At 70.3% G+C, this 13,534-nt stretch carries 15 protein-coding genes and 1 tRNA gene; 1 reads left to right on the forward strand and 15 read right to left on the reverse strand.

Annotated elements, in window-relative coordinates; all coding sequences use genetic code 11:
- From LX16_RS27220 to LX16_RS18910, 8 genes are all read right to left on the reverse strand, one after another.
- Positions 1-234, reverse strand: a 234-nt coding sequence (locus tag LX16_RS27220) for a hypothetical protein (protein WP_211354625.1), incomplete at its 3' end; no start/stop codon positions are given.
- Positions 235-323: 89 nt separating this feature from the next.
- Positions 324-1,328 carry a sugar phosphate isomerase/epimerase family protein gene (locus LX16_RS18880; protein WP_147140936.1) on the reverse strand — a complete coding sequence of 335 codons (1,005 nt, stop codon included), beginning with the start codon at positions 1,326-1,328 and terminating at the stop codon, positions 324-326.
- Positions 1,325-2,221, reverse strand: a complete 897-nt coding sequence (locus LX16_RS18885; protein ID WP_147140938.1) for a sugar phosphate isomerase/epimerase family protein — start codon at positions 2,219-2,221, stop codon at positions 1,325-1,327. Before LX16_RS18885 ends, LX16_RS18880 begins: the two co-directional genes overlap by 4 nt.
- Before the next feature lie 73 nt (positions 2,222-2,294).
- Positions 2,295-3,494, reverse strand: a complete 1,200-nt coding sequence (locus LX16_RS18890; RefSeq protein WP_147140940.1) for a substrate-binding domain-containing protein — start codon at positions 3,492-3,494, stop codon at positions 2,295-2,297.
- Between the two features lie 9 nt (positions 3,495-3,503).
- Positions 3,504-4,529 (reverse strand): ABC transporter permease, encoded by a 1,026-nt coding sequence (locus LX16_RS18895; RefSeq protein ID WP_244615888.1) that lies wholly within the window; start codon positions 4,527-4,529, stop codon positions 3,504-3,506.
- Positions 4,526-5,593: an ABC transporter permease gene (locus LX16_RS18900; protein ID WP_147140942.1), complete on the reverse strand. Its 1,068-nt coding sequence runs from the start codon at positions 5,591-5,593 to the stop codon at positions 4,526-4,528. The genes LX16_RS18895 and LX16_RS18900 overlap by 4 nt, the downstream gene beginning before the upstream one ends.
- Positions 5,590-7,077: an ATP-binding cassette domain-containing protein gene (locus tag LX16_RS18905; RefSeq protein ID WP_147141992.1), complete on the reverse strand. Its 1,488-nt coding sequence runs from the start codon at positions 7,075-7,077 to the stop codon at positions 5,590-5,592. The genes LX16_RS18900 and LX16_RS18905 overlap by 4 nt, the downstream gene beginning before the upstream one ends.
- A 17-nt stretch (positions 7,078-7,094) precedes the next feature.
- Positions 7,095-8,216 carry a Gfo/Idh/MocA family protein gene (locus tag LX16_RS18910; RefSeq protein WP_147140944.1) on the reverse strand — a complete coding sequence of 374 codons (1,122 nt, stop codon included), beginning with the start codon at positions 8,214-8,216 and terminating at the stop codon, positions 7,095-7,097.
- A gap of 273 nt (positions 8,217-8,489) precedes the next feature.
- Between LX16_RS18910 and LX16_RS18915 the strand changes: the two genes are divergently transcribed.
- A complete protein-coding gene (locus tag LX16_RS18915; RefSeq protein WP_147140948.1) occupies positions 8,490-9,698 on the forward strand; it encodes an ROK family transcriptional regulator in 1,209 nt (402 codons plus the stop codon).
- 76 nt (positions 9,699-9,774) lie between these two features.
- On the opposite strand, the gene LX16_RS18920 is transcribed toward LX16_RS18915, so the two are convergent.
- From LX16_RS18920 to LX16_RS18950, 7 genes are all read right to left on the reverse strand, one after another.
- Positions 9,775-10,368 (reverse strand): hypothetical protein, encoded by a 594-nt coding sequence (locus LX16_RS18920; RefSeq protein ID WP_147140950.1) that lies wholly within the window; start codon positions 10,366-10,368, stop codon positions 9,775-9,777.
- A gap of 18 nt (positions 10,369-10,386) precedes the next feature.
- Positions 10,387-10,902 (reverse strand): DUF6286 domain-containing protein, encoded by a 516-nt coding sequence (locus tag LX16_RS18925; protein ID WP_147140952.1) that lies wholly within the window; start codon positions 10,900-10,902, stop codon positions 10,387-10,389.
- Positions 10,903-10,906: 4 nt separating this feature from the next.
- A complete protein-coding gene (locus LX16_RS18930) occupies positions 10,907-11,227 on the reverse strand; it encodes a hypothetical protein (RefSeq protein ID WP_147140954.1) in 321 nt (106 codons plus the stop codon).
- Positions 11,224-11,778, reverse strand: a complete 555-nt coding sequence (locus LX16_RS18935; RefSeq protein WP_244615891.1) for an Asp23/Gls24 family envelope stress response protein — start codon at positions 11,776-11,778, stop codon at positions 11,224-11,226. The genes LX16_RS18930 and LX16_RS18935 overlap by 4 nt, the downstream gene beginning before the upstream one ends.
- A gap of 26 nt (positions 11,779-11,804) precedes the next feature.
- Positions 11,805-12,002: a DUF2273 domain-containing protein gene (locus LX16_RS18940; RefSeq protein WP_147140955.1), complete on the reverse strand. Its 198-nt coding sequence runs from the start codon at positions 12,000-12,002 to the stop codon at positions 11,805-11,807.
- 256 nt (positions 12,003-12,258) lie between these two features.
- Positions 12,259-12,340, reverse strand: a tRNA-Tyr gene (locus LX16_RS18945).
- Positions 12,341-12,438: 98 nt separating this feature from the next.
- Positions 12,439-13,446, reverse strand: coding sequence for an endonuclease/exonuclease/phosphatase family protein (locus LX16_RS18950; protein WP_147140957.1), 1,008 nt, complete (start codon positions 13,444-13,446; stop codon positions 12,439-12,441).
- Between the last annotated feature and the right edge of the window lie 88 nt (positions 13,447-13,534).

Consider the following 13,534-nt stretch of genomic DNA (forward strand, 5'->3'; position numbering starts at 1 on the left):
GCCCGCCAGGAACCGGCGAACGACTTCAAGCTTGAACGCAAACGAGAACGACCGCTTCGTCGCCTTGGCCACCAACGCTCCTCTACCGCGCACTTGCCAACGGTGATACAACCGCTTCACCGCCCACTCACTCACCGCCAACCGTGTTGCGACAGAACGTTCACCCCAACCGGCCTCAAACAAACCTATCGCCGCGACTTGCTGCTCCTGCGACAACGAACTCTGTCCAGCCATGACACTGCTCCCCAGAAATCGGAACTGAATTTCTCAGTCCAACTTCAGGGGAGCAGTTCAGATACGACCGGCCCCACGTGGAAAACGGTCTACTTCGTGCTGAAGGCGGCGTCGAAGGACGCCGACGGGGGGTCGAAGGCCAGTGACCGGACGAACTCCACGGCCTCGGCGGCGCCGCGCAGCCGGTCCATGCCCGCGTCCTCCCACTCGATGGAGATCGGGCCGTCGTATCCGATCGCGTTCAGGGTACGGAAGCAGTCCTCCCACGGGACGTCACCGTGGCCGGTGGAGACGAAGTCCCAACCGCGCCGCGGGTCGCCCCACGGCAGGTGCGAACCGAGCCTTCCGTTGCGGCCGTTGCCCACCCGGCGACGGGTGTCCTTGCAGTCGACGTGGTAGATCCGGTCGGCGAAGTCCACCAGGAACCCGGCGGGGTCGATGTCCTGCCAGATCATGTGGCTCGGGTCCCAGTTGAGCCCGAACGCCTCCCGGCGGCCGACCGCGTCCAACGCCGCCACCGTCGACCAGTAGTCGTAGGCGATCTCGGACGGGTGCACCTCGTGGGCGAAGCGGACACCGACCTCGTCGAACACGTCGAGGACCGGGTTCCAGCGGTCGGCGAAGTCCCGGTACCCGGCCCGGATCACCTCGTCCGACACCGGCGGGAACATCGCGACGTACTTCCAGATCGCCGAACCGGTGAAACCCACCACCGTGGACACACCGAGCCGGGCCGCCGCCCGGGCGGTCTGCTTCATCTCCTCCGCCGCGCGCCGGCGCACCCCCTCGGGATCACCGTCGCCCCACACCCGCTCGGGCAGGATGTCGCGGTGCCGGTGGTCGATGGGGTCGTCGCAGACGGCCTGACCGACCAGGTGGTTCGAGATCGCCCACACCCCGAGCCCGTGCCGTTCCAGGGTCTCCCGCTTGGCGGCGAGGTAGTCGTCGTCCTCCACCACCCGGTGCACGTCGAGGTGGTCACCCCAGCAGGCGATCTCCAGGCCGTCGTAACCCCATTCGGCGGCGTGCCGGCACAGGTCCTCGAACGGCATGTCGGCCCACTGGCCGGTGAACAGGGTGATCGGTCGCGTCATGATGTTTCCCTTCCGCGGCGCGGGTTGTCGGTTCCGGCGGCGTCGCGCAGCCGCCGCAGATGGTCGAGACCGTCGGTGGCCAGGGCGTTCTGGCTCTCGGCGAGCGGACGCCAGATGGAGGCGGCCGTGGCGATGCTGGCGTTCTCGGCGGTGAAGGACTCGATGACGAGGGGCCCCTCGTATCCGGCGGTGTCGAGCGCCCCAAGGAAACCCGGCCAGTCGATGTGGTCGCGACCGGGCGCGCCCCGGTCGTTGCCGCTGACCTGGACGTGCGCGATGGCGTCGCCCGCGGCGGCGACGGCGGCGGCGATGTCGGTCTCCTCGATGTTCATGTGGTACACGTCGAGGGCGAGCCCGCAGTGTTCCCCGGGGAGCCCGGCGATCGCCTCCAGTCCCTGCGCGACGGTGTTGACGAGGCTGGTCTCGTACCGGTTCAACGGTTCCACCGCGACCCGGATCCCGGCCCGGCCGGCGTACTCCACGACCGGCCACAGCGCGCCGCGCAGCTGCTCGTAGGCGTCCTGCCGTTCGCGCTCGGTCATGCGCCAGGTGCGTCCCACCGAGGTGTAGGCGGGGCCGGCGATCACCGGGGAACCGAGTTCGGCGGCGACGTCCACCACGTGACACAGATAGTCCTGTGTGGATTCGATGATCGGCCGGGGGGCCGCCGTCAACTCACGGCCCCGCCCCATCACCAGGACGACGGTCGCGGCCAGGCCGAGGTCGTCCAACAGGCGGCGCGCCCTGCCGGGATCCCAGTCGCCGGGGGCCTCCACCGGCAGTTCGATGACGTCGAAACCCCAGTCGCGCACCCTCGGCGCGATTCCGGCGAGGGCGTCGTCGGTCAACGGCGACGTCCACACCCAGGTGTTGACGCCCAACGCGTTACGCATGTCGGGTGGTTCCTTCCAACCGTGGCGAGGACCGGCCCACCGGTGGCGTACGCCGCCGGTGGGCCGGTCAGGACTAACGATCCTGCCACGCGTCGGGGAACCCGGGCAGGTCCTCGCCACCGAACTTCGCGTAGTGCAGGCTCGGCATGTCGGCGTTGCGCTCCAGGTACTCGTCCAGGTCGGCGTCGGTGATCGGGTCCTGCGGCAGCACCCACTCCGACGGCACCTCCTCACCGTTGAGGATCTTCACGGCCGCCAGGATCGGCGTGCGCCACTGGAAGTTGGAGTACACCGGCGCGATCGCGGTGATACCGGTCTCCTTCCACTTGCGCAGGAACGACAGCTCGTCCTCACCGACCATCACCGGGTACGGCTTTCCGGCGTCCTCGAACGCCTCCAGCGCCGCGACCGCGCCGTCACCGGCGTCCATCCAGATGCCGTCGACGTCGCCGCGCTGCAGGTACTGCGTGACGATGTCCTTGATGGTGGCGCCGTCGCCCTCGGTGAACTCGAATCCGAGCACGTCGAGCTCACTGTCGTTGAAGATCTGCTCGGCGGCGGCCCAGCGGTTCTCCAGCACGTCCACACCCGGCAGGATGCGCAACGCCAGGACGGTGGAACCCGGCTCCAGGTTGTCGACCAGGAACTCCGCGCCGTCGGCGCCGTACGCGTAGCCGCCGATCGGGTGGATGAACGTGACTGCGCAGTCGGTGTTGACGCCGCGGTCGAACACGATCACCGGCACGCCGCTGTCGCAGGCGGCCTGCACGGCCGGGGTCAACGTCGCGGTCGTCGACGGGGAGATGATGATGGTGTCGCAGTCACCGGCGTCGACGAACGCCTGGATGTCGGAGATCTGCTGGTTGTCGTCGTCGGCGGCGTCCGACACCCGGAACTCGCCGATGTCGCCGGACTCCTGCAGCACCTCGACCTGCTGCTGCATGGTGATCCAGCCGGTGACCCGCCACGGGTTGGAGACCGAGGCGTTGGAGAAGCAGACCGTCGCGTCGCCGCCCTCCTTGGCGAACGCCGCGGTGTCGACCCATTCGGGTTCGATCGCCTGGAGCCACGGTTCGTCGGCGGAGCCCTCCGGGGTCACGTCCCGCTGCGCGAGCTGCCGGTCGAAGTCCTCCTGCACGAACCAGTCGCCCTCGGCGGAGGTCTGGTCGTCACCGGTGTCGGCCTGGTCGTCGGCGGGTGCGTCGGTCGTACAGCCGGTCAGCACCAGACCGGCGATCGCCAGACCCGCCAGGGCGGGTTTTGTCAGTCGCATGTTGCACTCCTATGGGGTCGCCACGTCGGTGTGGCGGGGTGTGGGGTGGGTTTCGGTGACGGTGCGGGCGCGACGGGCCCGATCGATCGCGGCGTAGGCGACCGCCGCGATGATGATCAGTCCCTGCGCCGCGGGCCGTACGGTCGACGGCACGCTGAGTTGGTTGAACAAGGTGAACAGTGCTTCCACGGTGAGGGCGCCCGCCATCGCGGCGACCACCCAGCCGCGTCCGCCGCCCAGGACGACGCCGCCGAGGACGACCGCGGTGATGGCCGTGAACTCCATCCCCTCCCCGACCTGGGCGGTCACCCCGGCGTAACCGCCGATGAGGATGCCCGCGCCGGTGGCGAGGAACCCGGACAGCGTGAACGCGGCGGTCTTGACCCACCAGACCCGGGCACCGGCGAACCGGGCGGCCTGGTCGTTGTCGCCGACGGCGATGAGCGTGCGGCCCCACGGGGACCGCATCAGGAACACCGCGCCGACACCGACGACGAGCACGATCAGCAGGGCCCACGGCAGTTGCCCGATGAGTGGGACGTCGTCGACACCCTGGCGTCCGGCCGCACGGAACGCCGTCGAGAGCGACCCGGTGGGGGCGCCGCCGGTGAGCCAGCGGATCGCCCCGTACAGCACGAGCATGGTGCCCAGTGTCGTGATGATCGACGGCACCTTCAGCAGGGTGGTGACGAGGCCGTTGACCAGGCCCACCACGATGCCGCCGGCGAACATCAACAGGATCACCGGCAGTGTCGCGGACTCGTTCCCGTCGATGAGGAGCGCCGCGATCACGACCTGCGCGCCCACCAGTGAACCGACCGACAGGTCGAACTCCCCGGACACGATCACGAAGTACTGGCCGATGGCGAGCAGGATCAGCGGCGCGGCCTTCTTCACGAACGCCATCAGGGACATCGGTTCGGCGAAACCGGGGTTCAGCGCGAAGACGACGGCGAAGATGACCGCCAGCAGTACGAACACGGTCGCGTTGCTGCTGAGGATCCGGGAGGTGATCCCGGAGACGGTGGTCCTCACGCCACTCCTCCCTTCACGTGTGCCGCTTCGGCGCCGTCGCCCGGAGCCGGCCGGGGCGGTGGATCGACGTGGCCGCCGAACCGGTCGGGTTTGCGGGTGAGCCTCCTGCGGGCGTAGATCGCGACGGCGGCGATGATGATGACGCCGCGCAGGACGTCCTTTATGAACGGGTCGACGCTCAACACGTTGAAGACGGTGTCGAGTGTCGCCAGGATGAACACGCCGCCGAGGGTCCCGCCGATGCCGCCGCGGCCACCCAGCAGGTACGTGCCGCCCAGCACGACGGCCGCGATCGACTCCAGGTCGTACCCGTCGTCGTATACGAGCGCGCTGCCGGTCCCGAACCGGGACGCGATGAGCAGTCCCGCCACGCCGGCGGCGACCGCGCACAGGATGTGGGCGACGATCACGGTCCGGTCGGTGCGCACGCCCGACATGCGGGCGACGTCGGTGTCGCCGCCGACGGCGAACATGTGGTGACCGGTGCGGGTGTAGTGCAGGAACCAGATCCCGGCGCCCGCCAGCGCGACCATGACGATCGCCGACAACGGCAGCGGCCCGATCCGGGTGTACCCGAACGCCTGGAAGGCGGGCGCGACCTCACCGGCGGGGCCGGCGTACCAGGTGTCGAGGTAGCCCTTGACGATGAGTCCGACGCCCAGGGTCGCGATGAACGCGTTCACCTTGAGCTTGGTGACGACCAGGCCGTTGACGAGCCCGATGACGGCGGCGACGCCGAGCGCGGCGGCCATCGCCAGCGGGATGCGGGCCGGATCTCCGTCCATCGTGGTCGCGGCCACCAGGCTCGACAGCGCGACCACGTACCCGACCGACAGGTCCAGGGACCGGCACAGGATGACCAGGGTCTGCCCGATCGCGATGAAGCCCAGCAGGCTGGACCGGGTGAGCATGTCGACCAGGTTGGCGTTGCTGAACAGGGTGTCGCCGGTGGCTGCCACGACGATGCCGCCGACGAGCAGGATCCCCAGCAGCGCCAGGTACACCACCGTGGTGGTGCTCAGCGGCGCCCGGCGCGCCGTCGCGGTGGACGAGGTGGGTTTCATCGGGCGGCTCCGGTGTTCTGCCCGGTCGCAAGGGCCATGATGGTCTCCTCCGCGGTGTCGGCGGGAAGCCGTGCGGCGTCGAGTTCACCGCTGATCACGCCGTCCCGCATCACGACGATCCGGTCGGCCATCCCGATCACCTCGGAGAGCTCGGACGAGATCAGCAGGATCGCCATGCCTGCGGCGGCGAGTTCCCGGATCAGGGTGTAGACGGCGTGTTTGGCGCCGACGTCGATGCCGCGTGTCGGTTCGTCCAGGATCATGACGCGCGGTTCGATGACCAGCCACTTCGCCAGGACGACCTTCTGCTGGTTGCCGCCGGACAGGAACCTGACCTCCTGGTCGTGGCCGCGCGCCACCAGCTCCAGTGACGACAGCAGGCCGGGGACCGCCTTGGCGGCGCGGCCCGCCGACCGGGGCCGCACCGCGTCCAGCACGAGCCGCGCGTTGGCGGCGATCGACTGGTTGAGGGCGAGGCCCTGCGTCTTGCGGTCCTCGGTGACGAGTCCGATGCCGTACCGCACCGCCTGCCGGGGGGAGCGGATCCGGGCGCCCTCACCGTCCACCTCGACACGTCCCACGGTGAACGGCGCGATGCCGAACAGGGCGTGCGCCAGTTCGGTGCGGCCACTGCCCTGGAGGCCCGCGAAGCCGACGATCTCACCGGACCGCACCGACAGGTCCACTCCGTCGAGTTGCGTGTTGCCGCCGCCGGTCACCCGCAGCCGGACGTCGCCGAGCGCGGTGCCGGGCAGTTTCGGCGGGAAGAAGCCGGTGATCGAGCGGCCCACCATCTTCCGTACCAGGTCGTCGGTGGTGAGGTCGGCGGTGTCCGAGGTGTCGACGAGCGCGCCGTCCTTGAGGACGGTCACCCGGTCGCACAGGTCGAAGATCTCCTTCAGACGGTGCGACACGTACAGGACGGCGACACCGAGCTGCTTGAGCCGTTCGATCAGCCGGTACAGCAACGCGACCTCGCGTCCGGCGAGGGCGGCGGTGGGCTCGTCCATCGAGATGATGCGGGCGTCGTGCGACATCGCCTTGACGATCTCGACGATCTGCTGCTCGGCGACCGACAGGTTGCGCACCCTCGCGCGCGCCGACAGGCCGGTGACTCCCAGGTCCTCCAGCAGCCGCCGGGTGTCGGCGACCATCCGGCGGCGGTCCACCATCCCGCGCCGCCGGGGTTCCCGCCCCAGGTACACGTTCTCGGCGACGGTGCGGTCGGGGAGCAGGTTGAACTCCTGGAACACCGTCGACACGCCGGCCCGTTGCGCGGCGGCGGGGTGGCCGAACCGCACCGGCTCGCCGTCGAGGGTGACGGTGCCCGCGTCGGCGGTGTACACGCCCGCGAGGATCTTCATGAGCGTGGACTTGCCGGCGCCGTTCTCACCGACCAGCGCGTGCACCTCACCGGGCCGGACCGTCAGGTCCACCCCGTGCAGTACCCGGACGCCCAGGAACGACTTCTGGATGCCCGTCATCGTCAGCAGTGGCGCGGTCACGGCGACACCTCCACCCACCCGCCGCGCTCGGCGGAGTCCAGTACGGCCGCGGCGATGCGCGCGGCTCGGGCGCCGTCGACGAACCGGGGCAGGCCGTCGGGGGACTCCCCGGCGACGGCCGCGGCGGTGTCGGCGACGAACGCGTTGAAACAGTCCTGGTAGCCCTGGGCGTGCCCGGCGGGCACCCGGGACAGCCGCGCCGCCTCCGCGCCCAGCGTCGCCGGGTCCCGGACCAGGAGGCTGCTGTGGTCGCGCCTTCCCAGCCACAGCAGTTCGGGCTGCTCCTGGTCGAAGCTCAACGTGGCCTCGGTGCCCGAGATCTCCAGCAGCATCCGGTTCTTCCGGCCCGCCGAGACCTGACTGATGACGGCGGTGCCGACCATCCCGGCGGCGGTGGCGAACTGGAGGGTCGTGATGTCTTCGGTGTCGACCGGCGCCCCCCGGTGACTGTGCACGGTGGACAGTTGGGCGGAAACCCGGGTGATGCGGTCGCCGGTGACGAACTCCAACAGGTCGCACCAGTGTGAACCGATGTCGCCGAACGCCCGCAGCGGCCCGCCCAGCTCGGCGCTCACCCGCCAGTTGTCGTCGTCGGCACGCAGCAGCCAGTCCTGCAGGTAGCTGCCGTGCGCCAGCGACAACGCGCCCAGTTCACCGGCGGCGATCCGGTCGCGGGCCTCCCGCATCATCGGGTGGAACCGGTTGACGAACGGGACCGTCGCGACCACGCCGGCGGCCTCGGCGGCGGCGGCCATCGCGGCGGCGGAGTCGGCGTCCACCGAAAGGGGCTTCTCGCACACGACGTGCTTGCCGGCCGCGATCGCGGCCTTGGCGAGCTGTTCGTGGAGGTGGTTGGGGGTGCAGATGTGGACCACGTCGACCTCGGGGTCGGCGAGCAGCGCGTCGGTGTCGGGGTGTGCCCGCCAGGCGCCGATCTCGGCGGCGATCGCCGGGCCGCGTTCGGGCGTCGAGCCGGACACGGCGGCCACCGCCCCGCCGGCGGCGTGCACCGCCCGCGAGTGGACGCGCCCCATGAAACCGGTCCCTATGATTCCGGCGCGGTAACCGGGTCGGGTCGCACCTCCCGCTCCGGCGACTGTGTCCTCGCTTACTGCCATGGCCGAACAGTGTCAGGACTTATGACACTTGTCAAGCAAAAGTTGCCGGGCAGCGGTGAATAGTTGCGCATTCGAGACCATAAGATGGCTGTGGTTCACTGAGAACTCCCGATCGGGCCGACCACCACCGCGAATCCGGACCGCCACCCGGCCGTCCACACAGCCGAGCGGCGGCCGACGACGGGATCTCGACCGCACCACGTCGCCCCCGCGAGGCCGCCGCACGCCCCGCGAGACGCGACCACCACCGAACGCGACGAAGAGACGGGGAACATGCTCGGGACCAATCCGCGATCCCATCCGGAACCGGCCGCGACCGCGCCGCCCAGCCCGGGCGCCGGCACGCTGCTGCAACTCCTCCGCGACGGAGTCCCCCGCACCCGCTCCGAACTCGCCGCCGTCACCGGCCTCGCCCGATCCACGGTGACGCAACGCGTGGACGCGCTCCTGGCCAGCGGCCTCATCGGACCCGCCGGCGAGGCCGCCTCCACCGGCGGGCGACCGCCGACCACCTTCGCGTTCCGTCCCGAGGCCCGCGTCGTCATCGCCGCCGACCTCGGCGCCACCCACGGCCGCCTCGCCGTCACCGACCTCGCCGGGGCGGTACTCGCCGAGACCAGCGCCGACCTCGACATCGCGCGCGGCCCGGACCCCGTCCTGGACTGGGTCGTCGCCCGGGGACGCGACCTGCTCACCGGGCTGGGCCGCGACACCGGGGACCTGCTAGGCATCGGCATCGGACTCCCCGGCCCCGTCGAACACTCCACGGGCCGGGCCGTCAACCCGCCGATCATGCCCGGCTGGGACGGATTCGACGTCCCCGGTCACGTCTCCAACCGGCTGCCCGGATCCGTCCTGGTCGACAACGACGTCAACATCATGGCGCTCGGTGAACACTTCGCGCACTGGCGCGACCACGACCATCTGCTGTTCGTCAAGGCCGCCACCGGTATCGGCTGCGGCATCATCAGCGACCGGCAGGTGTTCCGGGGCGCGCAGGGAGCCGCCGGCGACATGGGACACATCACCGTCGCCGGCGACGACGGTCCCGCGTGCCGGTGCGGCAACACCGGGTGCCTGGAGGCCGTCGCCAGCGGTGCCGCCATCGCCGCCGAACTGACCCGGCAGGGCATACCCGCCCACAGCGCCCGGGACGTGGTGGAACTGGCCCGCGCCGGGTCACTGCCCGCGCTCCAGGCGATCCGGCAGGCCGGCCGGGACATCGGTGAGGTGCTGGCGGGCGCGGTCAACCTGCTGAACCCGTCGGTCGTCGTCATCGGGGGATCGCTCGCCCTCGCCGGCGACCACCTGCTCGCGGGGGTACGCGAGGTCGTCTACCAGCGTTCACTCCCGCTGGCGACCCAACACCTGCGGATCGTGCAGTCACGCACCGGAGAACGCGGCGGCGCGATCGGCGCGGGCGTGATGGTGATCAACCACGGCCTGCACCCGGCACGGATCGACCGCCTTGTCGCCACCTGACCTCGCTACGACCCGGTCGGCCGAACGGCCGTCGCGCCTCGATCAGTGAGCCGGCGTCATGACGGGTTCGCGGCGCTCAGTGGACCCGGGCCGGAGGTTTGCGGCTCGGTCGCACTGTCACGTCCAACTGTCCGAACCGCAGACCGCTCGTGCGGGTGAACCGCTCCGCCGAACGCTCCACCCGGTCCCGGACGTCGTCCAGAGTCACACCCGGTTGCAGGTCGAGCCTCACCCACGCGTCCGGGCGCGGCTCCCTACCGGTCATCACGACCTTCGCCGCCCGGATCTGACCGCCGGTCAGATCGCGTTCCATCGCGTGCACCAGGGAGTGCGCCTTGACGTTCGTCCGCCACTCCCGGGTGCCGCCGTCACCGTCGTCGGACTCACCGCGGTGCGTCAGGTCGTTCAACCCGGGCGCGCCGCGCCGCATGAACTGCCGCCGGAAGAACCACAGCCCCACGACGAGCAACAGCACGCCCACCCCGACCAGCACCCACAGGTTCCAGTCGTCGGCGGCGTGCCACCAGTCCAACAGCCGGTCCCCGAGCAGCCGGGTGTCGGCCGGCAGACCCGGGAACACGTCCAGATGCGCCAGCACCGCCGCGACGCCGAGCAACGTCAGGAGCAGCGCGAGGATCGTCCACAGAATACGGTTAGCGGTGTCGGTCATCCGCCGCCACGCCCTCTCTCATGTCACCCGCCGAAGCCGGTGCAGCCGGACACGAACCCGCCGCCCCTCCGGCGCGCCCAGCCGGGTCAACTCATCGTCCACCGCGGACCTGACGTCGTCCCGGGAGTCCGGGTCGCCCGACGCGGTCACCTGACAGCGCCAACGTTTCGACACCTTCGCCCTGGCACCGGTCACACCCGGCACCTGGTCGACGGCTCCGGCGACCCCCCGCTCAAGGCCGCGCCGCTGGACGTACCAGTCCTCGTCCACCGACGTCGCCATCCTGACCGGCCGCCACGGCCGCAGCTCCAGGAACAGCACGACGAGCCCGACCACGATCGCCGCGATGCCCGCGTACAGCACGACCGGACTGTCGAAACCGGTACCGGTGAGACTCCGGTACCAGCGGGAACCCGGGATCAGCACCGGGTCGGCGCCCGCGATCACCATGACCGCCTCCAGGCCGATCACGATGCCGAGGGCCGCCAACGCCAGACCCAGCAGCATCGAGGCCAGCCGGTTGAACGTCCTCACCGGTTCACCCCCGCCTCGGCGGCAACGAGGACACGTCCACGTCGGCCACCACGACCCGCACCGGGCGGTCGTCGCCGTAACGTGTCATGACCTCGTCGCAGGCCCGCAGTACCGCCTGCGCCACCGGTTCCACCGGCAGGCGCGACACCGCGACGTGGACCTCCGGCCGGTCACCGGCCACCTTCACACCGGGGATGGTGCCGCCCGGCACCTGGGTGGCGACCTCCACGATCCCGGTCGTCACCAGCCGGGACACGCCCGGCACCGTCCGCACCGCGTCCCGCAGTGCACCGGCCAGCTCTCCCCGATCCACCGCCGTCGTCACTGGACCCGGGACTCCTTGTCGCTGCCGTTGCCGTTGCCGCTCTTCTTCTTCTCGCCGTCGTCGTCACCCTCGACGTAGACGTCGTCCACGTTGATGTTGACCTCGACCACCTTCAGACCGGTCATGGCCTCGATCCGGTTGATGACGTTGGAACGGACCGCCTCGGCGACCTCGACGATGCTCTGGCCGTACCAGGTGACGATGTCGAGGTCCACCGCAGCCTCGCGCTCGCCCACCTCCACCGAGACACCCTGGTCGAGGGTCTGGTTCCCGCCGGGCACGAGTGAACGCAACTGGCCCATCCGCCGCGCCATCCCGCCGCCCATCGACTGCACGCCGGGGATCTCCCGCGCCGCGAGACCGGCGATCTTGGAGACCACGTTGTCGGCGATGCTCGTGTTGCCGGACTCCGTCGTCAGGCGCGAACCCGACCCGGAATCCGACCGCCGGCCCTGCGACCGTTGCCCGGATTCGCCCATCCCCGACTTCAGGTTCTCGGTGCGCCGGTCTTCCTTCGTACTCGGGGTGTTCATAGTGGAGGATTCAGCCATGATTCACGCCTTTCGGGCTATGACGGTCAACGAGTCTTGACACCACTGCGGGTGCTGAACCGCTCGACGAGGTCACCGATGTCGGCATGACCGTCGAGCACACGTCCGATGTAGAAACCGATCCCACCGACGATCAACGCGCCCAGGGCCGCCCCGAAACCGGCGACCGCCCAGAGCGCGACGAACAGGAAACCGGCCAGGAAGCCGAACTGCTGCCATGACATGGTGTTCCCCCTTGTGAGCGCGGCACGCCGACGGTGACGCCAACACGACCCGTCGGCATGACTCACCGTAAACGATGAATCACTCACGAGTGCCCGAACCGGGAAGGTGGCGGAAGGCCGCCGGACGGCGGCGCTCCGTGGAACCGGGGCACGCACGACACGTGCGGACGACGTGGTGCGCGGGCGTGTCCCCCATACACGACGAAACGGCCCCCGGTCAGCGTCTCCGCTGGTCGGGGGCCGTTTCTCGTACCCGTGGCGCGTGCAGGATTCGAACCTGCGTAGGCAAAGCCGATGGATTTACAGTCCACTCCCATTGGCCACTCGGGCAACGCGCCGCTGAGCCACATGCGTGTCGCACATGTGCCGCCGAAAGGATAACCGGTCGGGGGTGGGGGTGCGCAACAGGGTTACCCGTGGCCCCCACCACCCCTCGTCACTCCGCGCCCGGCAACCCGAGAACCACCACCACCGCGCGGTGGTCACTGTCCTCCACCGCGTGCACCGACACGTCCCGCACCGCCACCCGCTCGTCCACGAGCACCCGGTCGAGCGCCACCGGCGGGGCGAGTCCCTTGACGCCGCCCACGGGCCGCCAGGTTCCGATCAGTCCGGTCCCCGTCGCGTCCGCGGCGTCGGTGTACCCGGTGTCGATGAGGTCCCGCAGCGACCGGTGGTCGAGGGTCGCGTTGAAGTCGCCGGCCAGGATCCGCACCGCGCCGTTCCGATCCGCCGACGGCAGCGCCGCCAGGTCCCGCCGCCACTCCACCATCCGTTCCGGCGCGTGCGGCGAGGCCGGATGCACCGCCGTGAAGTCCACCGGTGCCGCGCCCGGCACCTCCAAGGTCGCCCGCGGCATGTGGAACATGCCGTCCACCGGTTCCCGCTCCGTCAGGGGGAACCGCGAGTAGATCCCGGTGCCGCCCGCCGCCTGACCCACCTGCACCACCTCGTACGGCAGCAGCGGCGCGACGTGCCGCCGCAACGCCTCCAGTCCCTCGGCGGTCACCTCCTGGACGCTGAGCACGTCCACCCCGTTCTCCCGGATCAGCTCCTCCAACGTCGCCACGTCGCCGCCGCCGACCCGCAGGTTCGCGGTCATCACGACCAGCTCCGGACCGTCGACCGAGGGCGGGGTCGTCGCGATGCCGCGCGGCGCCACCACCGCCACCAGCGCCATCGCGGTGAGCAGCAGCAACGTCAACGCCCGGCCCGCCCGCAACAGGAGCGCCACGATGATCGGCGCCAGCGACGCCGCCAGGACGTACGGCGTGTACGCGAGCGCCACCACCGCCGCCCACGGCCGGTCGGGACCGAACAACCGCCACACCGCGAACACCGCCCAACCGGCGGCGGCGATCCACAACAGCACGTGCGGCCACCGCCGTCTCCTTCGGACCGGCGCCGCCGCGGTCTCCTCACCGGGGTCCGTGGTGATCGTCATCGACCGAGTATGCCCGCGAGCCGCCAACGGTCCGTGTTGCCGGGGGTGCGGGCACCATTTAGGCTCGGTTGCCGGTATTCGAGACAAT

This window comes from Stackebrandtia albiflava (assembly GCF_007994225.1).
Taxonomy (GTDB): domain Bacteria; phylum Actinomycetota; class Actinomycetes; order Mycobacteriales; family Micromonosporaceae; genus Stackebrandtia; species Stackebrandtia albiflava.

Coding starts and splice junctions, on each gene's coding strand:
- LX16_RS18920 (WP_147140950.1), bottom strand. CDS start 10,368: ATGACCGACACCGCTAACCGTATTCTGTGGACGATCCTCGCGCTGCTC.
- LX16_RS18950 (WP_147140957.1), bottom strand. CDS start 13,446: ATGACGATCACCACGGACCCCGGTGAGGAGACCGCGGCGGCGCCGGTC.
- LX16_RS18905 (WP_147141992.1), bottom strand. CDS start 7,077: ATGACGGGCATCCAGAAGTCGTTCCTGGGCGTCCGGGTACTGCACGGG.
- LX16_RS18880 (WP_147140936.1), bottom strand. CDS start 1,328: ATGACGCGACCGATCACCCTGTTCACCGGCCAGTGGGCCGACATGCCG.
- LX16_RS18890 (WP_147140940.1), bottom strand. CDS start 3,494: ATGCGACTGACAAAACCCGCCCTGGCGGGTCTGGCGATCGCCGGTCTG.
- LX16_RS18885 (WP_147140938.1), bottom strand. CDS start 2,221: ATGCGTAACGCGTTGGGCGTCAACACCTGGGTGTGGACGTCGCCGTTG.
- LX16_RS18940 (WP_147140955.1), bottom strand. CDS start 12,002: ATGTCATGGCAGCAGTTCGGCTTCCTGGCCGGTTTCCTGTTCGTCGCG.
- LX16_RS18910 (WP_147140944.1), bottom strand. CDS start 8,216: ATGGCAGTAAGCGAGGACACAGTCGCCGGAGCGGGAGGTGCGACCCGA.
- LX16_RS18900 (WP_147140942.1), bottom strand. CDS start 5,593: ATGAAACCCACCTCGTCCACCGCGACGGCGCGCCGGGCGCCGCTGAGC.
- LX16_RS18915 (WP_147140948.1), top strand. CDS start 8,490: ATGCTCGGGACCAATCCGCGATCCCATCCGGAACCGGCCGCGACCGCG.
- LX16_RS18935 (WP_244615891.1), bottom strand. CDS start 11,778: ATGGCTGAATCCTCCACTATGAACACCCCGAGTACGAAGGAAGACCGG.